Source organism: Pantoea phosphatilytica, from assembly GCF_051025615.1.
In the GTDB taxonomy this organism is placed as follows: domain Bacteria; phylum Pseudomonadota; class Gammaproteobacteria; order Enterobacterales; family Enterobacteriaceae; genus Pantoea.
Genome location: NZ_JBPFDF010000001.1, coordinates 423,121 through 444,054, shown reverse-complemented (window position 1 = coordinate 444,054; position 20,934 = coordinate 423,121). Strand labels below are relative to the sequence as shown.

The following is a 20,934-nucleotide window of genomic DNA, read 5'->3' as shown; positions in this document are numbered from 1 at the left end:
AAAGGAATCTTTCATGAGCGAAACCCTTTCTCAGGCTGTAGCGCGCGAGATTCGTGCGCCGCACGGCACCACGCTGCACTGCGCCAACTGGCTGATCGAAGCGGCTTACCGCATGATTCAGAACAACCTCGATCCCGACGTCGCCGAGCGGCCGGAAGATCTGGTGGTTTATGGCGGCATTGGTAAGGCCGCGCGTAACCAGGCCTGTTTCGAACAGATCCTGCGCTCGCTGCAGGTTCTGCAGCCCGACGAGACGCTGCTGATCCAGAGCGGCAAGCCGGTCGGCATCTTCCGCACCCATGCGGATGCCCCGCGCGTGCTGCTGGCCAACTCCAACCTGGTGCCCCACTGGGCAACCTGGGATCACTTCCACGAACTCGATAAAGCGGGCCTGATGATGTATGGCCAGATGACGGCCGGCTCCTGGATCTACATTGGCGCGCAGGGCATCGTGCAGGGCACCTATGAAACCTTCGTCGAGGCGGGACGTCAGCACTACAACAACGACCTCAGCGGACGCTGGATCCTCACCGCCGGACTGGGCGGCATGGGTGGCGCGCAGCCGCTGGCGGGCGTGCTGGCCGGGGCCTGTGTGCTGGCGATCGAATGTCAGGAGTCGCGCATCGATTTCCGCCTGCGAACCCGCTATGTCGACTACAAGGCCACGACGCTGGACGAGGCGCTGGCGATGATCGGCGAGGCGACCGCGGCGAAGAAAGCCATCTCGGTCGGCCTGCTGGGGAACGCGGCGGAGATCCTGCCGGAGCTGGTGAAACGCGCGCAGGCGGGCGGGCCGAAGCCGGACATCGTGACCGACCAGACCTCGGCGCATGACCCGATCAACGGCTATCTGCCGATTGGCTGGGATCTGGTGCGCTGGCAGCAGGCGCGCGTTTCACAGCCGAAAGCGGTCGAGAAGGCGGCGCGCGCCTCGATGGCGGTCCACGTTCAGGCGATGCTCGACTTCTGTCATATGGGCATCCCGACCGTGGATTACGGCAACAATATCCGTCAGGTGGCGCTGGATGAGGGTGTCAGCAACGCCTTCGATTTTCCTGGCTTTGTTCCGGCCTATATCCGTCCGCTGTTCTGTGAAGGTAAAGGCCCGTTCCGCTGGGTCGCACTGTCGGGCGACCCGGAAGATATCTACAAGACCGATGCAAAACTCAAAGAGCTGTTCCCGCACCACAAAACGCTGCATCGCTGGCTCGATATGGCGCAGGAGCGCATCGCTTTCCAGGGGCTGCCTGCCCGTATCTGCTGGCTGGGGCTGGGTGAGCGGCATCTGGCCGGTCTGGCCTTCAACGAAATGGTGCGCAACGGCGAACTCAAAGCGCCGGTGGTGATTGGCCGCGACCATCTCGACTGTGGTTCTGTCGCCTCACCGAACCGCGAAACCGAAGCGATGAAAGATGGCTCGGATGCGGTCTCTGACTGGCCGCTGCTGAATGCGCTGCTGAACACCGCTGGCGGCGCGACCTGGGTCAGCCTGCATCATGGTGGCGGGGTCGGCATGGGCTTCTCGCAGCACGCCGGGGTGGTGATCGTCTGCGACGGCAGCAAAGAGGCAGATGCGCGTCTGAGTCGGGTGCTGTGGAACGACCCGGCCACCGGGGTAATGCGTCACGCCGACGCAGGCTATGAACTGGCGCAGCAGTGCGCGGCAGAGCATGGCCTGAACCTGCCGATGCAGAAATAGCTGTTTACGGGGTAAGCAGCCGCTTACCCCGCTTTGATCCTTATTCCCGTTTCTCCCTCTGCCTGACATCGCTTTCTTATTACTTATTCCATTTTGGTTTAGCCTATAGCCCGATTTCATCCCGACGGCGATAGACGCCGCGTCACCCGATCACTAAAGTGAAATCTTCTCATTCTGTATGGAGCGCGACTCTGCATGACCCTTTCCCCTGCCCTGCTTGAAGATGCCCTGCGCTGGCGCCATGATTTTCATCGCCAGCCCGAACTCGGTTACCAGGAACATGTAACCAGTCAGTTTATTGCGGAAGAGCTGGCTCGGGCCGGATTGCAGGTGTTTCGCGGCCTGGCAGGTACGGGGGTGATCGGCACGCTGGAAAACGGTCCTGGCCCGGTGATCGGGCTGCGTGCGGATATGGATGCGCTGCCGATTACGGAAAAAGGCGACCCCGGATGGCGCTCCGCAACGCCGGGCGTGATGCACGCCTGCGGACACGACGGCCACAGCGCGATTCTGCTGGCTGCCGCCCGGCAGCTGGCCGCCACGCGCCGCTTCAGCGGCACGGTGCATTTCATCTTTCAGCCCGCCGAAGAGAATCTGGGCGGCGCACGCAAAATGGTGGAAGAGGGCCTGTTTCAGCGCTTCCCGATGGATGCCATCTATGCAATGCACAACTGGCCGGGGCTGCCGCTGGGGTCGCTGGCGGTTAATCCCGGTGCGATGATGGCGTCGCTGGATTCCTTTGAGATTACCCTGCACGGCAAAAGCTGCCACGCGGCGATGCCGGAGAGCGGAGCCGATCCGATGGTGGTGGCGGCCGAACTGATTCTGGCGCTGCAGACCATCCCGTCGCGCCGCCTGTCGCCGCTCGCCTCGGCGGTGGTCAGCGTGACGCAGATCCACGGTGGCGAAGCGATTAACGTGATCCCGGAACAGATTGTGCTGCGCGGCACGGTGCGCTGTCTGCAGACCAGCGTGCGTGAAAAGGTGCGCGGGCTGATTGATGAGTTCGTGGGGACCCTGCCGCGGCCGTTTGGCGTCAGGGGTGACATTCACTGGCTGCCGGGCTATCCGGTTACCGCCAACCATGTCGCCCCGGCTGAACAGGTGCGCGACGTGGCGCTGGCGACGCTGGGCGCGGAGCAGGTTCACTGGCAGGTAAATCCGTCGATGGCGTCCGAAGATTTCGCCTGCATGATGGAAGCCTGTTCCGGTGCCTACTTCTGGCTGGGTGCGGATGGTGACACGCCCTCCGCACCGCTGCACAACGCCCGCTATGACTTCAACGATGCACTGCTGCCGATCGGCATCCGCTTCTGGCAGAACCTGGTCGAGCAGGCGCTGCCCGTCGCCTGATTCAGTAACCGGCGGCGCGAATCCTCTGCTCTGCCGCGTCCAGCGAGTCACACTCACCGCTGGCGCGCAGACAGCAGGCGAGCTGCAGCCGCAGCGACGCAGGCACCGGACGCTGCTGGTTCAGCACCTCTTCGATCCAGCGCGCGGTCACCGCCGCCGTTTTATCTGCCGGCAGCTCAACGGCCACCTCCGGCTGACGCTCCACCCACACTTCCGCTTCCGCGCCTGCGCCCTGGATCATGCTGATCGCCGGGCAGCGCAGCGGATTAGCATAGACCTCCCCTTCGGTGCCGTTGAGTAACAGCGCCGGGGCATCGATGTCACTGAAGAATTTCGCCACGCGCGGCACATATTCCGGATGCGAGACGCTCGACAGGCGCAGCGCCGCACGCTCCGCAAACGGGGTCGCCAGCTTTGCCAGCGTATGCGCGCTGTTGCGCACCCCCATCCGCCAGCGCAGCGACAGCTGTTTCGCCATCGGCGGGCAGAGATGATCGATGGTGATAAACGCCAGCCCCTGCTCCAGTTTCGCCTGCGCTGCTGCCGCCGTCGTCACCGGGGCGATCCCCAGCGCCGCAAAGACCGCTTCGCTGGTGATGCGCGTTGCATCGTCGCTGACGCCGTGCACCAGCACCGGAAACCCGAGTTTCGCCAGCAGCAGCGCCAGCAGCGGCGTCAGGTTGCCCTGTCGGCGCGCGCCGTTGTAGCTGGGAATGACAATCGGCATCGGCCGGTTTTCCGGCGCCCGCAGCGACATCATCTGCGCCTGCATCGCCTGGTAAAAGCCGCGCATCTCCGCTTCGCCCTCGCCTTTAATGCGCAGCGCAATCAAAATAGCGCCCAGCTCCAGGTCCGGCACGTCGCCCGCCAGCATCGCGCTATAGAGCGCCACAGCAGTATCAAAGTCGATGTCGCGGGCATGATTTTTACCGCGGCCCACCTCTTTAATAATTTTATTCAGTTCCATCTCTCGCTTCCGGTTAAGTGCGCTCAGCGCCGCGTGGGGCGTCGTTTACGCACGGTATTTTTTGGCACCACACTGGCCGGTATCGCGGCCGGCTCCGGCGTTGCCGGCTGCTCAATCGGAAAGACCGGCAGCGCGGCTAACAACCGGCTGCCGTAGGGTTTGCTCAGCAACCGGCGGTCATAAATCACGATCTCGCCGTAGCATTGATGGCTGCGGATCAGGCGTCCGACCTGCTGGATCAGGGTAAATGAGGCGCTGGGTAAGCTCTGCACCTCAAACGGATAGCGCTTCAGGCTCTTCAGCCACTCGCCTTCGGTCAAAATTACCGGACTGTCCACCGGGGGAAAAGCGATTTTATGGATATGTACCTGACTCAGCAGATCGCCTTTCAGATCCAGCCCTTCCGCAAAGGACTGCAGGCCAATCAGAATGCTGGTTTCTCCCCCGGCGACGCGCTGACGGTGCAGCTCGACCAGGCGGCTGCGCGGCTGATCGCCCTGCACCAGCATCGAGAGCCGCAGATCGGTCAGGCAGGCGACAAACTGCTGCATCGCCCGGTTGCTGGCAAACAGCACCAGCACCCCTTTATGCTTTTTCTCTGCCATCTGCTGGCGGAAGAAGGCGGCCATCTCGGCGATATGTTCGGCTTCATGGCTCATCAGCGGCTCATAGCGCATCTGCGGGATCACCAGCCTGCCCTGCTCTACGTGATTAAACGGGGAGTCCAGCGCCACAAAACGGTCGCCCGCCTTTTCGCTGAGGCCCGACATCTCCTGCAACCGGTTAAAACTGTTGAGCGAACGCAGCGTGGCGGATGTGACCACGACATGGGCGATTTTGCGCCACAGCATCTTCTCCAGCTGGTCGCTGACGCGGATACCGGCGCAGTGAAACAGCAGATGCGCCTGGCCTTCGCGCAGTTCGCGGGTGATCCATTTCGACACCGGCGCACCGGAGGCTTTCTCCATCGACGCCAGCCGCCACAGCTTACTGACGGATTCGAACCAGCCATACTGACGGTTGAGCTGCAGCAGATTACGATGCAGCCGCACCATATCCACCTTACCCGTCTGCTCGCTCAGCGCATTGATCAGCCCTTCGCTCAGGCCACGCAGCGCGTCGCTGAGTTTGAACAGCCGGGCGCAGAGATCGAGCAGCTCCTGCGGCAGCGCGCCCAGCACGAAGCGGAACTCCCCCGGCTGGTTATGCGGCGGCAGCAAGGGGGTCAGCGCCTGGGCGGTAAGCGTCATCAGTTCGCGCAGCTCGTCGCAGTGGGCTTTCAGCCGCTCCGCGTTGGCCAGCGGCGGCGGGGATTTGGGCCGCATCTGCGTCATAATGCTCTCCACCAGCTTCACGAAGAGGTCGAACTGCAGGCTGCTCCAGCCGGGGGTGATATCGGCGCTTATCTCCAGCGCATCGCGGGCCACCTCGGGCAGATGATGTCCTTCATCCAGCACCAGCATCAGATTTTTAGCGGGCGGCAGCACCGACTCATTTTCCATTGCCGCCATCACCAGCGCATGGTTCGCCACCACCACATCCACCTGCTCGATCTCGCGCCGCGCCACGAAAAACGGGCATTCGCGATACCAGCGACAGTGCGCGCCGAGGCAGCTCGCTTTATCGGTCGAGAGCCGCTGCCACAGGCTGTCGCTGACGTTCTCGTCGCTGTGATCGCGCAGGCCATCCCACTGATAGCGATCCAGCGATTTCTGCAGCCGGCCACACTGGGTCTGCTCCTCTTTGGTGCTGCTGACGGCGTCATCATCCAGCCAGAGCAGCAGATCGCCCTGCTGATCATCATCTGCCGCCAGCGCGGCCAGATTGCGCGGACAGACGTAGCGCCGGCGACCAAAGGCGGCGGTAAAAGTCAGGTCAGGGATAATTTTTTTCAGCAGCGGCAGATCTTTGGTGAAGATCTGATCCTGCAGCGCCACGTTAGCGGTGCTGATGACCAGCCGCTTCTCCTGGGCGCGGCTGGCCGCAATGCCCGGGATCAGGTAAGAGAGGGTTTTTCCCACGCCGGTCGGCGCTTCAATCGCCAGATGGCGCGCGTCGTCACCTGACAGGCATTTCGCCACTTCGGCGATCATCTGCCGTTGCGGCGCACGCGGAATGAAGTCAGGCACCTGCTGCTGAAGCGCTTTATACCACTCCGCTATCTGGCTTTTTATTGCGGCTGTCAGGGCCATGATTAGCGTTACCACACCGGAAAAAATGGCCTGTATTTTTACACAGTATCCTGGCGGCGTCAGCTTTCGGGCCGGATTTTTCGTGCGCCGTCGGAAATTTCAGCGTAAGTCAGGGAGCCGCAGCGCGCTCCCGCCGTGCTATGTCAGTACTTTATACATCAGGGTAGTAGCGTCCAGCACGCCCGCGGTGGATTCCGCATAAAACGGAATCGATCCCGCCACCTGCCAGCCCAGCGAGCGATAGAGATCGCTGGCCACGTCGCCGCTGCGGGTGTCGAGCACCAGCAGCGTTTTGCCCTCTGCGCGCGCCTGCTGTTCGGCACGCTGCATCAGCGCCCGGGCAATGCCCTGACGGCGCGCCTGCGGATGCACCAGCAGTTTGCTGACCTCCGCCCGGTGGCGGCCATTCGGCATGGCACTGTGGTTTATCATCACCGTCCCCAGGAGGGTCTCCTGCTGACGGGCGACGAATAGCTGACTCTCTCCGGCGGCCAGGGCGGGAATGCGCTGCTGCCAGAAGTGCCGGATCGCCTGCTGGTCAGCGGCATCCGTAAACCCCACGCTGGCACCCTCCGCCACGCACGCCTGCAGGAGCGCACTGAGGTCACTGAGCTGCTGCTGCGCCTGCGTGGCGCTGAAGCGGGTGTAATCGATCATGGTCTGGCCACCACCAGCAGATAACGAGCCCCGTCGGTGAGGTGCGCCTCAAAGGCGGATTTTCCCGTCAGGTGAAACCGCAGGCAGTCACCGGGCTGCAGCGTCCACTGCTGCAGCCCCATCGAGATGGTCAGGCCGCCCTCGCGCAGCCAGATATGCTGCTCCAGTCCCTGAACGGGCGGCGTGTCATAATCGATCCGCGCGCCGGGTCGTAACTTGCCCTCTACCAGTTCGCATCTAAAATAGAGGGCAGGCGGTGAAACATTGCGGCGGACAAATCCGCTGGCGGCATCCTGCCACACCGGCTGCTGTTCCGCTCTGACCAGCAGAGTGGACTCCTCCTCGACTTCACTCAGCAGACGCGACATCGTGAGTCCATAAGCCGCACACAGCCGGTTAAGCAGTGCCGCCGTGGGGCTGGTCTCGCTTCGCTCAATGCGCGATAATGACGCGCGGCTGATGCCCGTGGCGACAGAAAGTTCATCTAATGACCAGCCGCGTTGCAGTCGTAATTCTGACAGCCTCACCGCCAGTCGCTGCTCAGTATTCAGCTCCGACATGGGTTATTCTCATATGTGGGAAATATTCTCATATTTGAGATGTAGCCTGGAAATGCCGTATCAGTCAAGTTGTACATAGCGAAATGTATTGTACAACTTAAATTGCTTCGTTATGGTAATTGCACTCAGACCAATCGAAAGAGGATTTTATGACCTTATACAGTATCGGTGACGTCGCCGAGCGCTGTGGCATAAACCCAGTCACCTTACGCGCCTGGCAGCGTCGTTATGGCTTACTGAAGCCGCAGCGCACCGAAGGCGGACATCGTCAGTTTGATGAAGAAGATGTTCAGCGCATTGAAGAGATCATGCGCTGGATTGAAAGCGGCGTGCCCGTCGGCAAGGTCAAGGCACTGCTGGAAGGTGGCGATGTGGATGCGCATGATGGCTGGACGACATTACAGGATGAGCTCATCAGCGTCCTGCGTCACGTCAGGCCCGCTAAACTTCGTAACAAAATTGCCGCGATTGGCCGCGAACATCCGATTGATGCGCTGATCGACCACGTTTTTATGCCGGTGCGCCAGAAGCTGAGTCTGGACCAGAACACCGCCCGCACCATGTGCAGTCTGCTGGATGGGTTACTGATTGACTATGTGGCCTTCTGCCTGACCGGCAGCCGCAAAAAGTCAGGCAAAGATGCGCTGATAATCGGCTGGGGTATCGAAGATCGGACCCGTATCTGGCTGGAAGGGTGGCGTCTCTCCCAGCACGGCTGGCGGATTGATGTGCTGGCTGAACCGCTGGATGTGCCGCGCCCTGAACTCTTTCCTGGCATGAATATGTTTGTCTTTACCGGTAAAAAACTGACCCGACGCCAGCAGGAACAGCTGACACACTGGCAGGAACAGGGTTACGCTGTACGTCTGCACGAACCTGCCTGATAACAAAAACGCACGCCGGGCGCTTTGCCTGCTGCCTTGCGCGCGCTATTATCCCCGCCTCACTGTTCACAAGCTCAGGTTTTAACCATGAATGTCAAAAAAGCCTTTTTCGCCACGCTCTTTTTTATCATGGCCGTCGGCGGCACCAGCGGTCTGATGCTGGTGGGATACTCCCTTATCGTTCATTCACGCTAAGCCAGCGTTGCAGGCGTTCAAACAGACGATCGCTGACGATAGCCAGCAGCGCCACCAGCAGCGCCCCCTGAATCACGTAGGCCGTGTTAAACCCGCTTAACCCGATAATCACCGGTGAGCCGAGACTTTTGGCCCCCACCGTCGAGGCGATGGCCGCGGTTCCGATGTTAATGATCACCGACGTGCGTATTCCGGCGATGATCACCGGCGCAGCCAGCGCCAGTTCAACCTGCCACAACCGCTGCCAGGCACTCATCCCGACCCCGGTTGCGATCTCCCGGCTGCTCTCCGGCACACTGTCGATGCCCGCTAGCGTGCCCTGTAAAATCGGCAGCAGGCCATAGAGCAGCAGTGCCACCACCGCAGGCCACGCGCCAAAGCCCATCACCGGTACCGCAATCGCCAGCACCGCCACCGGCGGAATCGTCTGTCCGGCGGCCACAATCGTCTCTGTCAGCGGCCGGAAGGCGCGCCCTGCCCGTCGCGTCACCAGTACGCCGCTGCCGACGCCAGTCACGATCGCCAGCAGGCTGGCGGCGATCACCAGAAACAGATGCGCCAGGGTGAGCTGCCAGAAGCTCTCCTGCTGATAGAGCGGCCGCGCCAGATCGGGAAACCAGCGGTGAAACAGCGGCCCGCTCCAGGGCATCAGGCTCAGCAGCGCGACATAGAGCAGCACCAGCCACAGCAGCGGATCCCTTAACCTGCGCATGGGGCTGCCCCGTGCCGTTGCAGCAGATCGCTGAAGTGGAGAACGCCCAGCGGTTGCTGCTGCGCGTCGACCACCGGCAGCTGGTCGGTTCGCCGGGCGATAAACTGTGAAAGGGCCTCCCGCAGCGTCAGCCCGGCCGCAATCGGTTCGCCCGCCAGCCACTCCCCGTGACGCACGGCCTGGCTGACCTGCTCCAGCGACAGCAGCCGCACCCCGATTTCGCTGCGGCCAAAGAAGTCGCGCACAAACGCATTTTTCGGCTGCGTCAGCAGTTCTGCCGGTCTGCCCTGCTGAACGATCTCGCCGTTATCCATCAGCACCAGACGGTCGGCCAGCGTCAGTGCTTCGTCGATATCATGGGTCACCAGCACAATCGTGCGGCCCGAAAGCCGGTGAATGCGCAGCATCTCCTGTTGCAGCATGCCGCGGGTGACCGGGTCGAGCGCCCCGAACGGCTCATCCATCAGCAGGACTTCCGGGTCCGCCGCCAGCGCACGCGCGACCCCAACCCGCTGCTGCTGTCCGCCGGAGAGCTGATGCGGATAGCGGTCGAGCAGTTGTGTGTCCAGGTTCAGCAGGCCCAGCAGCGTCGCGATGCGCGCATTGATCTGCGCAGCCGGCCAGCCCAGCAGAACCGGCACCGTGGCGATATTCTTCCGCACCGTCCAGTGCGGAAACAGGCCGGTCGACTGGATGGCGTAGCCCATGCGGCGACGCAGCGCGCGGGCATCCAGCTGGCGAATCGACTCACCGGCAAAGCGGATATCTCCGCTGTCAAACTCCACCAGCCGGTTAATCATCTTCAGGGTGGTCGATTTGCCGGAGCCGGAGGTGCCGAGCAGTACGCAGAACTCACCGGCGGCCACCTGCAATGTCAGATCTTTCACCGCCGCTTTGCCGTTAAACGCGCGTGATACGCCCCTGAATTCAATCATCTCTTCTCTCCAGCAGTGAGATCAGCAGGCGGAACAGCGCATCGACTGTCACCGCCAGCGCAATTACAGGGATTACGCCCAGCAGCACCAGATCCAGCGCACTGCTTAGCAGCCCCTGAAAAATAATCGCGCCGAAGCCGCCTGCGCCAATCAGCGCCGCCACCACGGCCATCCCCAGCGTCTGCACCACCACCACCCGCAGCCCCGCCAGCCAGACCGGCAGCGCCAGCGGTACATCCACCGCCCGGAACTGCTGCCAGCCGCTCATTCCCATGCCACGGGCACTCTCGCGCACCTCGCGGGGTACCTGCTGCAGCCCTACCACCACGCTCCGTACCAGCGGCAACAGCGCGTAGAGCACCAGCGCGATCAGCGCCGGAGCCATGCCGATGCCGCTGATCCCCCACGCGCCCAGCCAGGGAAAGTGCTGAGCCAGACCGGCCAGTGGCGCGATCAGCAGGCCAAACAGGGCGACGGAGGGCACCGTCTGAATCACATTCAGCACGCCGAAAATGCTGCCCTGCCAGCCCGGACGCCGGAACAGCGCCACACCCAGCGGCAGCGCGATCAGCAGCGCAGGCAGCACCGTACCCGCCAGCAGAGTGAGATGGCGGCTGAGTGCCGCATCAAACACGGCCTGGCGATTGGTGTACTCCCTGAGCAAAGAGAGATCGGCCAGCTGACCGCTGAACAGCAACAGCAGCGGCAGCAGCCAGACCTGCAGATTGAGCAGCAGCTGAACCAGCCGGTGACGGGTCAGTTGCCGCACCAGGTCGGTGATCAGCAGAACTATAAGGGCGGCGCTGCACCACAGGCCGCTGGCGAAGCTGGTGCGCGCCAGGCGACTGCCCTGCTGACTGAGCAGCGTGGCCTGATGACCGCCCAGCCAGATGAGGAGTGCCAGCATCACCTCTGCGGCCAGCAGCGCCAGCATCAGCGTACTGCGACCGGGCCGACGCCACAGCAGCAGCCAGAGCGCCGCCAGCGGTAACAGCAGCAGCCCGAAGCGGCTGATCTGCCAGAGCCTCAGCGGTTCGCCCGCCACCAGCCGGTTCGGGGCAACGTTGAGAAACGGCAGCACGATCAGCGCCAGACTCAGCAGGGTCAGCAGCAGCCAGGCCACCGGCTGCTGCACCGGACGGCGTATCGCTTCCCGCGCTATCGGCATCGGTTACAGGATCTTCTGCTGCTGCAGCCACTCAGTCGCAACGCTGCTGGCATCCTGGCCGTCGACCGCGATTTTCGCGTTGAGCTGTTGCAGCGTCTTCTCATCCAGCGCGCTGAACACCGGCTTCAGCCACCCCTCAATGCCGGGATAGGCTTTCAGCACCGATTCACGGATAACCGGCGTCGGCGCATAGATCGGCTGAACGCCTTTGGGATCGCTGAGCGTCTGCAGGCCCAGCGCCGCCACCGGCCCGTCTGTCCCATAGGCCATCGCCGCATTGACCCCGGATGTCTGCTGCGCCGCCGCGCTGATGGTGACTGCGGTGTCACCGCCCGCCAGCGACAGCAGCTGATCCTGTTTCAGGTTAAAGCCGTACGCTTTTTCAAAGGCGGGTAGAGCATCACTGCGCTCAATAAATTCTGCCGACGCCGCCAGCTTAAAGGTGCCCCCTTTTTTCAGCCAGGCACTGAGATCGGCCAGCGAGGAGAGCTGATTTTTTTCCGCCAGTTCTTTGCGCACGGCGATGGTCCAGGTGTTATTGGCCGGTGCCGGGGTCAGCCACACCAGGTGATTCTTCTCTGCATCGAGCTTCTTCACTTTCTCGTAGCCGGCGGTAGCACTCTTCCAGGCGCTGTCTTTCTCGTCGTTGAAGAAGAAGGCGCCGTTGCCGGTATATTCCGGATAGATATCAAGTTCGCCCGCCGTGATGGCACCGCGTACCACCTGTGTCGAACCGAGCTGGATTTTATTGACGGTTTTGACCCCATGCTTTTCCAGCACCTGCAGGATCACATTGCCCAGCAGCGACCCTTCGGTATCAATTTTTGAGCCGACCCGCACAGGATCTGCCGCCTGTGCCATTCCCATACTGAGCAGCAAAGCGCTGACGCCGATCCAGCCCCGGGTTCTGATCATGATCTTTTCCTTATCGCGTTTTCGTGTGTCGTTTTTGCGCCGCGCAGGGCGTTATGCGTTCAGGCTGCTCTTCTGCCGCGCAGCCGCAGGCTGACAGACCCGGCAGCGGAGAGTTTCTGCCTTAAAAGCGTAGCCTGGCCTGTGGGTGATGCGGCGGACTTTCTCGAAGCAGAACAGCATTCTGAGATGAGAATCTTATTTCATATAGCTGAAATGAATTTACTTCTGGACGTCTGAATGGCTATCCTTCCAGGCCTGGTATAAATAATCAAAGATGCAGAACATCATGTCAGACCTGATCTCTTCCGCCCATGTGGCAACAGCAGGCCGTGCGCCTGCGGGTGAAACGCAGTGGATCCGCAATGCAGCAGATGTCTCCCGTTTAGTGAACAGCGGCGACAGCGCCCGTAATAACGCCCGTATCGTTATCGCGATTGCGCTGGGGGGCGTGTTTCTCGATGCCTACGACCTGGGTGCGCTGGCCTTTGGCATGAAAGACATTACGCGCGAATTTAACCTGACGCCCTCCGGCACCGGCATGGTCGCCTCGGCCATTACCTTCGGCGCCATCATCGGCGCCCTGATCGGCGGCTATCTCACGGATAAAATTGGCCGTTATCGGGTGTTTATGGCCGATATGTTCTTTTTTGTCGTGGCGGCTTTCGCCTGTGCGTTCGCGCCCAACGAGTATGTGCTGGCGGCTGCGCGTTTTGTCATGGGGCTGGGCGTCGGCATCGATCTGCCGGTGGCGATGGCCTTTCTGGCCGAGTTTTCAAGACTGCGCGGCAAGGGGAACAAAGCGGCCAGCGTGGCGATGTGGTGTCCCACCTGGTATGCGGCGATCAGCATCTCCTACCTGCTGGTGCTGCTGCTCTATGCCGTGCTGCCGGAAAGCCACACCGACTGGCTCTGGCGGCTGATCCTGGGGTTTGGTGCCGTCCCGGCGATTATCATCATCGCCATCCGCAGCCGTTACATGAGCGAATCGCCGGTCTGGGCCGCGAACCAGGGCGACCTGAACGGCGCGGCGGCGATTCTGCGCAGTGCCTGGAACATCAACGCGCAGGTGGCCACCGACGCCGGGCTGACGCCTGCTACGCCGGTGCGCAAGGCAGGCTGGCGCAACTATGGCGCGCTCCTGAAGGGGGTTTATCGCCGCCGGACACTGCTGGCGACCATCACCTCTGTCGCCTCCTCGTTTGCCTATAACGCCGTCGCTTTTGGCCTGCCGGTGATCATCTCCAGTTTCCTTGCGCAGTCGATGCTGACCACAATTCTGGTCTCGCTGGCGCTGAACCTGCTGTTTGCCTTTGTCGGCGGCATTCTGGCCGTGCGGCTGGTGCCGCGCCTGGGGGCGTGGAAAATGTCGGTGGCAGGTTATGGCTGTCAGTGTGTGGCGCTGCTCGGGCTGGCGCTGATTGGCCGCCCGGAAGGGGGACAGGAGGCGGCGCTGGCTATCGCGATGCTGGCGCTGTTCCTGTTTGGTCAGGGATTCGGACCGGGGTCACACACCATGACCTTTGCTTCGCTGAGCTACCCGACCTCGCTGCGCGGCGTGGGTGTCGGCTTCAATCAGACGCTGATGCGCGGCAGTTCGACCGTTTCACTGTTTCTGTTTCCCGTGCTGGTTGCGGCGCTCGGCACCGGCGTCTTCTGGGTGATCTTCCTGGCACCGCTAGCCGGTCTGCTGGCCCTGCTGGCGATCCGCTGGGAACCCTCGGGCTACGATGTGGATGCGGAAGATTTCAGGCCGTTGTGATGGTCAGGGCGGAAAGGCAGTCAGGACACTTAGCGGCTTTAACGTGAGGGGCATCCCGGTGCGTTGTTAAGCGTCGCGGGCCAGGGATGGCAACGTCGCGGAGAAAGCAGGATCCCGCGCAGACAGAGAAACCGCACCGCAGTGCGGTTTTTTTATGCCGTCACGGCCGGAAAAGGAAACTGCGCCAGATAGTCCGGGATGCGCGGAAACGTATGGATAAACCACGGCGTAAACTGCTGTGGCTGCTGCTGCATCTGCTGCTCAATCAGCGCCATCGGGCGATAGTCCCAGGCATCCGCCTCCTGCGGATTCAGCTCAGGCAGGCTGTCGCAGACGGCAAAAAAGACGTGACCATATTCATGTTCGGTCAGGCCATTGCTCAGCTTCAGGTTGTAGCTCAGTTCAAATACCGGCGTCAGCGTCAGCACCATCCCCATCTCCTCCCGCAGACGGCGCTCGGCGGCGTCACGGGTCGACTCATGCGGATAGGGATGGCCGCAGCAGGTATTACTCCATAGCCCGCCACAGTGATATTTATCACTGGCGCGCCGCTGCAGCAGGAGCTCCTGCCGGGAATTGAAGACGTAGACCGTCACCGCACGGTGCAGTAATCCTTTTTCATGCACTTCCAGCTTTTCCATTTTGCCGGTGGGACGATCGAGGTGGTCAACGAGGATAACTTCAATAGCAGACATGGCGTTTCCTTGAGATTAATCCCATCTATTCTGGCACAAGATTAGCGGTTTGGGCGCTCTGCAGAGGATTTTTTGCCTGGGTCGGACGACGGTAAGCAGATGAAGCAGAGAGAAAATCAGGCCAGCGAGGCTGGCCTGAAGAGGGATTACAACCGGAAACTCTGAACGACCCGCTCCAGCTGAGTGCTCTGCGCTTCCATCGCCTGCGCCGCGGCGGAAACCTGCTCCACCAGCACGGCGTTCTGCTGGGTGGTGCCATCAAGCTGCGTAATCGCCACGTTAACCTGTTCGATACCCATGCTCTGCTCACGGCTGGCGGACATGATTTCGCTCATCAGCGTCGTGACGCTGCTCACGCCCTGCATCAGCTCATCCATGGTCTGCCCCGCCTGCTCAACCAGCGCGCTGCCGGTGTCGATGTTGGCCACCGACTCCTCGATTAACTTTTTAATCTCACGCGCCGAATTGGCTGAGCGCTGCGCCAGGTTGCGCACTTCCGATGCCACGACGGCAAAACCGCGCCCCTGTTCACCGGCCCGGGCGGCTTCAACCGCAGCGTTCAGGGCCAGGATGTTGGTCTGGAACGCGATGCTGTCGATGACGCTGATGATATCGACCACTTTGCGTGACGAGTGATGAATTTCACCCATCGTGCTGACGACCTGACGAACCACTTCGGTGCCACGCGCCGCCACCTGTGAGGCATCGCCTGCCAGCTGGTTAGCGTGAGTCGCGTTGTCGGCGTTCTGACGCACGGTGCCGGTCAGCTGCTCCATTGAGGCGGCCGTTTCTACAATCGAACTGGCCTGATCTTCCGTACGGGAGGAGAGATTAGCGTTGCCGCTGGCTATCTCACGCGAAGCCGCAGTGATCGCCAGTGCGCTGTCACCCACCTGCTGCATCAGCCCCTGCAGGTAGCTGATGAACTGGTTAAAACTCTGCGCCACGGCGTTAAATTCCGGGCTGTTGCTGGCGGGCAGACGCTGGGTCAGATCGGCCCCGCCGGTCGAGAGTGCTTCAATATTGCGATTCAGCACGCCAAGACGTTTCATCATCGCCCGGACAAAGCCCAGTGATACCAGCAGCAGGATCACCGCCAGCGGGATCTGCACCAGTCCCAGGCGGGTCAGCATGTTGTGCGACTGCGCTTTCAGCAGGCTGGTCGGCAGACTACTGGCGAGATACCAGGGGCTGCCAGGGATAGCCTGTACAAACAGCGTCTGCTCGCCTTCGCTGCTGTCAAAGGTGGTTTCCAGCGGCTGGCTGCCAACGCCATTCAGCAGGGCTTTCAGTGGGGCCGCCATAGGCATCTGCACGTCAGCCAGATTTTCCAGCTTCGGTGCAGCATTCACCAGCGCGCCGTTACCCACGACTTTGCCATCCGCCTCAACGATCAGCACGTTGCCATGAATCGTTTCGCCCATCTGTTTCGCCAGCTGGTTAAAGAAACCCAGGGTCACGTCGATGGTTGCCACACCCCATGCTGAGCCATTGCGGTAAATGGCCATAGCGCAGTTGGTACGGGGCTGCGGGCTGGCGGCATCCTGATAGGCTTTAGCCCAGGCGCACTGCCCTTTGGCCGCTGCCAGACCATCTTTATACCAGGGTTGTTCCCAGTATTTGTCGGCGGCATCGGAGTTCCAGTAGGTGTTAACCTGCAGTTCGTTGCTGGCATTACGGGCAAAGAAGCTGCTGTCTTTCTCTTTAGCCGGATCGCGACGATTCGGCAGTGGCCAGATACCGCCACCAAACACGTTGCTGTCCTGATACTGGTTTACCAGCGTCGGTAACAGGTTATCGATAGTGGCGCTGTCCATCACCGCTGCAGCTTCGGTGATGGCCCTTTGCTGCGCCTGAACGCGGTTCATCTGTTCGACGATGCCGGAGGCGAGCGAATCAACCTGATAGCGAACCAGACGGCTTTCGCTGTCGACCAGCTGCGGCGCGACGAACTGATTGATGACCCAAACTGTAACGAGTAAAAGCGCAACAAAGAATGCGATCATTGTTGCGGTAAAGCGGGATTGTGTTGTTTTAAACATCTATGTTCCCCTGAACCTGGTGTGGCGCGATTGCCTGATCCGGGTTAACGGCTTGTTAAAGAGGAACTTGAGATGAGCGGGATCACATATTTGAGAAACAATTGATCTGCATGAGGATTTAATTTCATTGCGCGACTATCACCACCTGGCAGGCGCAGGAGTAAGGTGAAACGTCGCGCAATAACCGGCCTACTCTTCCGGATTGACGACCTGATGGCGCGGGCGGAAAATATGATTACTGCCCTCGGCGGTTAACCGTTCCCGTAACTTCTGACCACCATGCTCGTCGGCCTGCGCAAACTGCCGTTCCGCTTCCGTAATCGGCGTGGTCCAGAGTAAGGTGGGTCGATCACCCTCGCGCTTGGGCAGGGCAAACTGCGCCTGTTCGCTGGCCAGTTCATTCGCCAGCAGGAAGCTTTCAAAGCCAACGGGCGCCACTTCCGATGCCAGCGTGTGACCCTCGCCAAGCCATGTCAGCCGTGCCCACGGCAGATGCACAAACTCCGCCAGCGCACTCGCCATCTGCACCGCGTTGCTTTCGGTCATAACCTCGCCGTCCACCGCCATGCCCAGCTCGATGCGACGATACTGCGGGGCCAGCTCATCAAACAGAAAGTCGACCTGCGGCATGGGGCGGATGCTCATGCCGATCGTCAGGAAATACCAGACGCCCTGATGCCAGTGCTGGGAGATCGCCATCGGTGGCCAGCTCCCCTGGTCGATCGCGTAATACTTCACCGACTCGCCGAATCGGGCCTGATAGCAGGCCATCAGATCCTGCTGGACCCTGTCCCACTCGCTGCCGTCGTGCCACTCGCGCCAGAACTGGCGCTGATGTTCCGCACGGGCGTAGTAGTCATTGGTGGAGGCCGAACCCAGCGGCGCCGTGAGGCGATTCTTTTTAATGCAGCCTGCGGAGAAGCTCACCTGCTTCTCCTGGTAGAGGCTCCAGCCTGGGATCACCGCCAGTAGCTGGCCGTAATACCACAGCGCCGCACCATCATCGCTGGGCTCCCACAGCACCTGCAGACCGGCCGGGTCCAGCTCGGGTTCCGCTTCCAGATTACGGCAATATTCGGCGCTGAGCAGCGGCGCAATGCCCTGCTCCATCGCCTCACGATCTTCCTGCGCCGGCGCCGGCAGCAGATTGCGCAGCCAGCAGCCCCGCACCGCATACTGACTGCGGAACAGGTCGGTTGGCCAGATATAGAAATAGGCGGTGCGCGCATCCTGCTCAACGATAGCGGTCAGGGTGCGCTGCTGATTGTGGACTTCAGCAATCAGGGATTTGTACGTCATAGTGCCTCGACAAAGCCTGGAGGAATCCATTTTCCCCGAGATTAGAGCAGGATCCTGGCTGGCGCTATCTGAGACAAGGGTAAAAATCTCAAAGTGTGGGCGGTTAGGGGTAACCCACGGGGATCGGCCCGGCCAAAGCCGCGTTCTCCGATGTTCTGCCCCTGCGCGACGAAACGGCAACCCTCTGTGATTGAAAATCATCAGTACATCCTCACCCCTATTCAGACGATGATCAAAAGCAGAGCAGCATTTATTGATCGCCGCAGGTGTAATGACGCAGGAAACGAATGCTGACATCATCAGAAAAAGAATGAGGATCAAGAGACGGGTCTGGCTGTCCCTGACCTCGGGCCTTTATTTATCGGGATCACGCGAGCTGCTTTTTAAAACGGAAATATTCACAAAAATTCAGGCGTGCGTTTTTTATCGCCTGCGTCCAAACACAGACAATTACCAGGAGACTTCGGAAAGCAGGTTCCTATAATGGCCCCACCCATTAAATAAAAAGGAACCGCAATGCTTTTATTATTCATTCTGATATTGATCGTCGTGATTTTATTTTCGTTAAAAAAGCACGCAGCCTTTAAGAAAAGCAGAGCGCTACCCCGGAGAGATAAACGATAACCGTGATGGCAAAGGCCACGGCCCCCAGCGGAGCCACATCATTATAAAAACAACAAAATCAGAGAGTTAAAAACCAACCAGGTTTTATTTTCAACCATCACAGACGCTCAGACCCACGATGAGAAAGATAAATTTATCGGAAAATTTTATTTAAGAAAATTAAATAAAAAGTAATGGCGATTTTATTTACAACCAGAATCGATGAACCTATGGTGGATACTGACAGGAAGGCCTGTTTAATTTAATCACTCTCCCGCTGGCATGGAGCCTTACATGACAATTCACGCTTACCCGCCTGAAAACAGTTTTCTCGAAGAGGGCATCCGCTCTTACCTGAATAGCCTTCCCGTCCGGAAAAACCGGTTAGAGGAGTCTCTTTTTTTATTGCTGAATAAAAACAGCATCAGTGAAATCATCGTCAACAGAGTGATTGAAAACACCCCTTACTACAGAGTGTTTATCCTGACCTGCGAAAAATTTATGCCGCTGGCGCTCTATTATCTGAATGCCCATCCCGGCAAGGTTTCGATTTTAAGCCGGGATGAGAACCAGTCAGAGGAGCGCGCTTCGGCCGGCTTTACAACCTCTATCACTCATCTGAAAGAGGTCACCTCCATTACACCGGGCGAATATCGCGCGCTGACGCTGACGCTGAGCGAAAAAAGCCTGTGCAGACAGACGGAAAGAACGCGAAAAAAGGTGTTTTATTACCACCGTTCAAGTGCCCTGCAAAAAATGGGATTGAAAAGAATCAACGCGCTTTTTATCTGAGAGGCGGAAGACTGAATAAATGAATGAACTCTATCCCGGCAGTGCGAAAGCGTTAGCCTGCGATTATATCCTCTCTGTTAAAAAGATTGCCCTGGCCCATCAGCAGGGTGCTGATGTCGGTGCCGGAAAGAAAGAGATCGATCTGCTGCTGAAAAAACTCCGGAAAACGATAAATATCTCCTCCCCTCTCAGCCTTTATATCTGGACAAAGATGGAGGCTGAACTCAGGAAGCTGATTGTGATCACCTGCGATCCCGGTTATCTGTCGATCATACGTCACGCGAGATACCGCTCGAGGATATACAGAGATTATGCGTTAAGAAAAGTTCAGGGCGCGCTCTGAGTGTGTCTGGTAATTCCCCGGCCTGCCGGATAACTTTCTGAAAAGATTCCGCGGCTGTTCAGCGCGCGTCGGCACGACTCTCCAGCTCAAGGTTTCTTAAATCTCCGGCATCTTTTTTGTCGGCCGGTCGCGCATCCTCCCGGCGGTAAACCTGAAATCTGCGGCCTCTGACGTGCGGCCGAATAAGCTGACACGTATGCCAGCCTGGAAAAAATAACTGTTTAAAAAGCGTGTATTTATTGATCCTGCTGATAGCCGTTGAATTTCCTCAGCAAAAAAATCCGTTCAATAAAATTTAAGTTAATTAATCATTCCTCACCAGAACAAACAGAATCCGTGCATTTTATCTGCGATAAAATTTAATTTAACTTAATAATAACCTGCTCGATTTCAGAGATTCTCCGTTTTAGCGTTGAAAACAGCGTCAATGCCGGCGCGATAAGGAGAAACCTATGAAGAACGTCAATCCGTTAAAAAAAAATCATGCTGATTTGCGATGACATCTATTTTACTTCGGGTTTTACTGCACTCGCAGAACGGGAAGGGATAGCGTGTCAGCAGGTGACCACTGAACAGTATGCCGCGGGCCTGGTTTTTACAGGCACCGTGCTAATCGACCTTGTTTCATGGTGCAGGTCCGGCCGTGTTGAATCATCCTCGCTGGCCTGGCCCGGTAACTATCCTCCCGATGCCGGATTTATCATCTCCTGTCCGGGACAGAAAAACATCATGGATTTAATCTGCGAGGGCTGTTTTAAACTGGAGAGGAAAAGCACGCCGGGCGAGATCAGCCGATTATTTGCCGCAGATTCGCTGCCTCAGCCACCCTGTGCCTGTAAACCGCTGACCTTACGGGAGAGTGAAATCCTGACCCTGCGGCTGTCCGGGATGAGCACCCGGAAAATCGCCCTGACGCTCCGAATACATGTGAAGACGGTCTATGCGCATCTCTACAATATTCTGATGAAGTCCGGCTGTAAGAGCCTGATCGGTTTTTATGCGCTCGCCCTGCCGCTCAGCGAAATGCTCTGTCGGCTAAGCGCCGGGCAGAACGGGGAAGAAACGGCCATGGAAACACGCCGCTAAAGCCCTGACGGGATTACACTATGGCCTGATCGCCCTGCGCAGCACTGGCAGGGCGATACGTCCCCGCCATGTCGCCGC

At 59.4% G+C, this 20,934-nt stretch carries 19 protein-coding genes; 8 read left to right on the top strand and 11 right to left on the bottom strand.

Features of this window, described 5'->3' with window-relative positions; all coding sequences use genetic code 11:
- Positions 1–13 precede the first annotated feature (13 nt).
- Together hutU and ACR6AS_RS02345 are read left to right on the top strand one after the other, a co-directional pair.
- Positions 14–1,699 carry a urocanate hydratase gene (hutU, locus tag ACR6AS_RS02350; protein ID WP_434161003.1) on the top strand — a complete coding sequence of 562 codons (1,686 nt, stop codon included), beginning with the start codon at positions 14–16 and terminating at the stop codon, positions 1,697–1,699.
- A 195-nt stretch (positions 1,700–1,894) separates the two neighbouring features.
- Positions 1,895–3,052 (top strand): M20 aminoacylase family protein, encoded by a 1,158-nt coding sequence (locus tag ACR6AS_RS02345; RefSeq protein WP_434161001.1) that lies wholly within the window; start codon positions 1,895–1,897, stop codon positions 3,050–3,052.
- A gap of 1 nt (position 3,053) precedes the next feature.
- Here ACR6AS_RS02345 and ybiB read toward each other — a convergent pair whose 3' ends face one another.
- The 4 genes from ybiB to ACR6AS_RS02325 form a co-directional block, all read right to left on the bottom strand.
- A complete protein-coding gene (ybiB, locus tag ACR6AS_RS02340) occupies positions 3,054–4,019 on the bottom strand; it encodes a DNA-binding protein YbiB (protein WP_434160999.1) in 966 nt (321 codons plus the stop codon).
- Positions 4,020–4,042: 23 nt separating this feature from the next.
- On the bottom strand, positions 4,043–6,211 hold the full coding sequence (gene dinG, locus ACR6AS_RS02335; RefSeq protein ID WP_434160998.1) for an ATP-dependent DNA helicase DinG: 2,169 nt from the start codon (positions 6,209–6,211) through the stop codon (positions 4,043–4,045).
- A gap of 138 nt (positions 6,212–6,349) precedes the next feature.
- Positions 6,350–6,868, bottom strand: a complete 519-nt coding sequence (locus tag ACR6AS_RS02330; RefSeq protein ID WP_293773812.1) for a GNAT family N-acetyltransferase — start codon at positions 6,866–6,868, stop codon at positions 6,350–6,352.
- Positions 6,865–7,428 (bottom strand): XRE family transcriptional regulator, encoded by a 564-nt coding sequence (locus ACR6AS_RS02325; RefSeq protein WP_293773811.1) that lies wholly within the window; start codon positions 7,426–7,428, stop codon positions 6,865–6,867. Before ACR6AS_RS02325 ends, ACR6AS_RS02330 begins: the two co-directional genes overlap by 4 nt.
- Positions 7,429–7,577: 149 nt before the next feature.
- Between ACR6AS_RS02325 and ACR6AS_RS02320 the strand changes: the two genes are divergently transcribed.
- Positions 7,578–8,312 carry a MerR family transcriptional regulator gene (locus ACR6AS_RS02320; RefSeq protein ID WP_111139863.1) on the top strand — a complete coding sequence of 245 codons (735 nt, stop codon included), beginning with the start codon at positions 7,578–7,580 and terminating at the stop codon, positions 8,310–8,312.
- Between the two features lie 87 nt (positions 8,313–8,399).
- Positions 8,400–8,507 carry a hypothetical protein gene (locus ACR6AS_RS20525; protein WP_008925078.1) on the top strand — a complete coding sequence of 36 codons (108 nt, stop codon included), beginning with the start codon at positions 8,400–8,402 and terminating at the stop codon, positions 8,505–8,507.
- Here the strand turns inward: ACR6AS_RS20525 and ACR6AS_RS02315 are convergent.
- Genes ACR6AS_RS02315 through osmF form a run of 4 tightly spaced genes read right to left on the bottom strand, consistent with a single transcriptional unit; the run spans position 8,488 to position 12,237 of the window.
- On the bottom strand, positions 8,488–9,219 hold the full coding sequence (locus tag ACR6AS_RS02315; RefSeq protein WP_128086669.1) for an ABC transporter permease: 732 nt from the start codon (positions 9,217–9,219) through the stop codon (positions 8,488–8,490). The genes ACR6AS_RS20525 and ACR6AS_RS02315 overlap by 20 nt on opposite strands.
- Positions 9,207–10,154 carry an ABC transporter ATP-binding protein gene (locus ACR6AS_RS02310; protein WP_434160995.1) on the bottom strand — a complete coding sequence of 316 codons (948 nt, stop codon included), beginning with the start codon at positions 10,152–10,154 and terminating at the stop codon, positions 9,207–9,209. Before ACR6AS_RS02310 ends, ACR6AS_RS02315 begins: the two co-directional genes overlap by 13 nt.
- A complete protein-coding gene (locus ACR6AS_RS02305) occupies positions 10,147–11,322 on the bottom strand; it encodes an ABC transporter permease (protein ID WP_293773805.1) in 1,176 nt (391 codons plus the stop codon). The genes ACR6AS_RS02310 and ACR6AS_RS02305 overlap by 8 nt, the downstream gene beginning before the upstream one ends.
- Before the next feature lie 3 nt (positions 11,323–11,325).
- Complete coding sequence (gene osmF / locus ACR6AS_RS02300; protein WP_111139859.1) at positions 11,326–12,237, bottom strand: glycine betaine ABC transporter substrate-binding protein OsmF; 912 nt, start codon at positions 12,235–12,237, stop codon at positions 11,326–11,328.
- Positions 12,238–12,523: 286 nt separating this feature from the next.
- Between osmF and ACR6AS_RS02295 the strand changes: the two genes are divergently transcribed.
- Positions 12,524–13,996: an MFS transporter gene (locus tag ACR6AS_RS02295; protein ID WP_111139869.1), complete on the top strand. Its 1,473-nt coding sequence runs from the start codon at positions 12,524–12,526 to the stop codon at positions 13,994–13,996.
- Between the two features lie 152 nt (positions 13,997–14,148).
- Here ACR6AS_RS02295 and idi read toward each other — a convergent pair whose 3' ends face one another.
- From idi to ACR6AS_RS02280, 3 genes are all read right to left on the bottom strand, one after another.
- Positions 14,149–14,691, bottom strand: a complete 543-nt coding sequence (gene idi / locus ACR6AS_RS02290) for an isopentenyl-diphosphate Delta-isomerase (protein WP_111139858.1) — start codon at positions 14,689–14,691, stop codon at positions 14,149–14,151.
- A gap of 146 nt (positions 14,692–14,837) precedes the next feature.
- Positions 14,838–16,733 (bottom strand): methyl-accepting chemotaxis protein, encoded by a 1,896-nt coding sequence (locus tag ACR6AS_RS02285; protein WP_434160991.1) that lies wholly within the window; start codon positions 16,731–16,733, stop codon positions 14,838–14,840.
- Positions 16,734–16,922: 189 nt separating this feature from the next.
- Entirely contained in the window at positions 16,923–18,032 is a 1,110-nt protein-coding gene (locus ACR6AS_RS02280; protein ID WP_293773797.1) for a suppressor of fused domain protein, read from the bottom strand.
- A gap of 885 nt (positions 18,033–18,917) precedes the next feature.
- Between ACR6AS_RS02280 and ACR6AS_RS02275 the strand changes: the two genes are divergently transcribed.
- The 3 genes from ACR6AS_RS02275 (at position 18,918) to ACR6AS_RS02265 (ending at position 20,856) form a co-directional block, all read left to right on the top strand.
- Positions 18,918–19,427 (top strand): hypothetical protein, encoded by a 510-nt coding sequence (locus ACR6AS_RS02275; RefSeq protein ID WP_146240843.1) that lies wholly within the window; start codon positions 18,918–18,920, stop codon positions 19,425–19,427.
- Between the two features lie 19 nt (positions 19,428–19,446).
- Complete coding sequence (locus ACR6AS_RS02270) at positions 19,447–19,770, top strand: hypothetical protein (RefSeq protein ID WP_111139854.1); 324 nt, start codon at positions 19,447–19,449, stop codon at positions 19,768–19,770.
- A gap of 729 nt (positions 19,771–20,499) precedes the next feature.
- Entirely contained in the window at positions 20,500–20,856 is a 357-nt protein-coding gene (locus ACR6AS_RS02265) for a helix-turn-helix domain-containing protein (protein ID WP_158527488.1), read from the top strand.
- The last annotated feature ends 78 nt before the right edge of the window (positions 20,857–20,934 follow it).

Excerpts from the sequence above, each read along its gene's own strand:
- hutU (WP_434161003.1), top strand. The coding sequence starts at position 14 with ATGAGCGAAACCCTTTCTCAGGCTGTAGCGCGCGAGATTCGTGCGCCG.
- ACR6AS_RS02345 (WP_434161001.1), top strand. The coding sequence starts at position 1,895 with ATGACCCTTTCCCCTGCCCTGCTTGAAGATGCCCTGCGCTGGCGCCAT.
- ybiB (WP_434160999.1), bottom strand. The coding sequence starts at position 4,019 with ATGGAACTGAATAAAATTATTAAAGAGGTGGGCCGCGGTAAAAATCAT.
- dinG (WP_434160998.1), bottom strand. The coding sequence starts at position 6,211 with ATGGCCCTGACAGCCGCAATAAAAAGCCAGATAGCGGAGTGGTATAAA.
- ACR6AS_RS02330 (WP_293773812.1), bottom strand. The coding sequence starts at position 6,868 with ATGATCGATTACACCCGCTTCAGCGCCACGCAGGCGCAGCAGCAGCTC.
- ACR6AS_RS02325 (WP_293773811.1), bottom strand. The coding sequence starts at position 7,428 with ATGTCGGAGCTGAATACTGAGCAGCGACTGGCGGTGAGGCTGTCAGAA.
- ACR6AS_RS02320 (WP_111139863.1), top strand. The coding sequence starts at position 7,578 with ATGACCTTATACAGTATCGGTGACGTCGCCGAGCGCTGTGGCATAAAC.
- ACR6AS_RS20525 (WP_008925078.1), top strand. The coding sequence starts at position 8,400 with ATGAATGTCAAAAAAGCCTTTTTCGCCACGCTCTTTTTTATCATGGCC.
- ACR6AS_RS02315 (WP_128086669.1), bottom strand. The coding sequence starts at position 9,219 with ATGCGCAGGTTAAGGGATCCGCTGCTGTGGCTGGTGCTGCTCTATGTC.
- ACR6AS_RS02310 (WP_434160995.1), bottom strand. The coding sequence starts at position 10,154 with ATGATTGAATTCAGGGGCGTATCACGCGCGTTTAACGGCAAAGCGGCG.
- ACR6AS_RS02305 (WP_293773805.1), bottom strand. The coding sequence starts at position 11,322 with ATGCCGATAGCGCGGGAAGCGATACGCCGTCCGGTGCAGCAGCCGGTG.
- osmF (WP_111139859.1), bottom strand. The coding sequence starts at position 12,237 with ATGATCAGAACCCGGGGCTGGATCGGCGTCAGCGCTTTGCTGCTCAGT.
- ACR6AS_RS02295 (WP_111139869.1), top strand. The coding sequence starts at position 12,524 with ATGTCAGACCTGATCTCTTCCGCCCATGTGGCAACAGCAGGCCGTGCG.
- idi (WP_111139858.1), bottom strand. The coding sequence starts at position 14,691 with ATGTCTGCTATTGAAGTTATCCTCGTTGACCACCTCGATCGTCCCACC.
- ACR6AS_RS02285 (WP_434160991.1), bottom strand. The coding sequence starts at position 16,733 with ATGTTTAAAACAACACAATCCCGCTTTACCGCAACAATGATCGCATTC.
- ACR6AS_RS02280 (WP_293773797.1), bottom strand. The coding sequence starts at position 18,032 with ATGACGTACAAATCCCTGATTGCTGAAGTCCACAATCAGCAGCGCACC.
- ACR6AS_RS02275 (WP_146240843.1), top strand. The coding sequence starts at position 18,918 with ATGGAGCCTTACATGACAATTCACGCTTACCCGCCTGAAAACAGTTTT.
- ACR6AS_RS02270 (WP_111139854.1), top strand. The coding sequence starts at position 19,447 with ATGAATGAACTCTATCCCGGCAGTGCGAAAGCGTTAGCCTGCGATTAT.
- ACR6AS_RS02265 (WP_158527488.1), top strand. The coding sequence starts at position 20,500 with ATGGATTTAATCTGCGAGGGCTGTTTTAAACTGGAGAGGAAAAGCACG.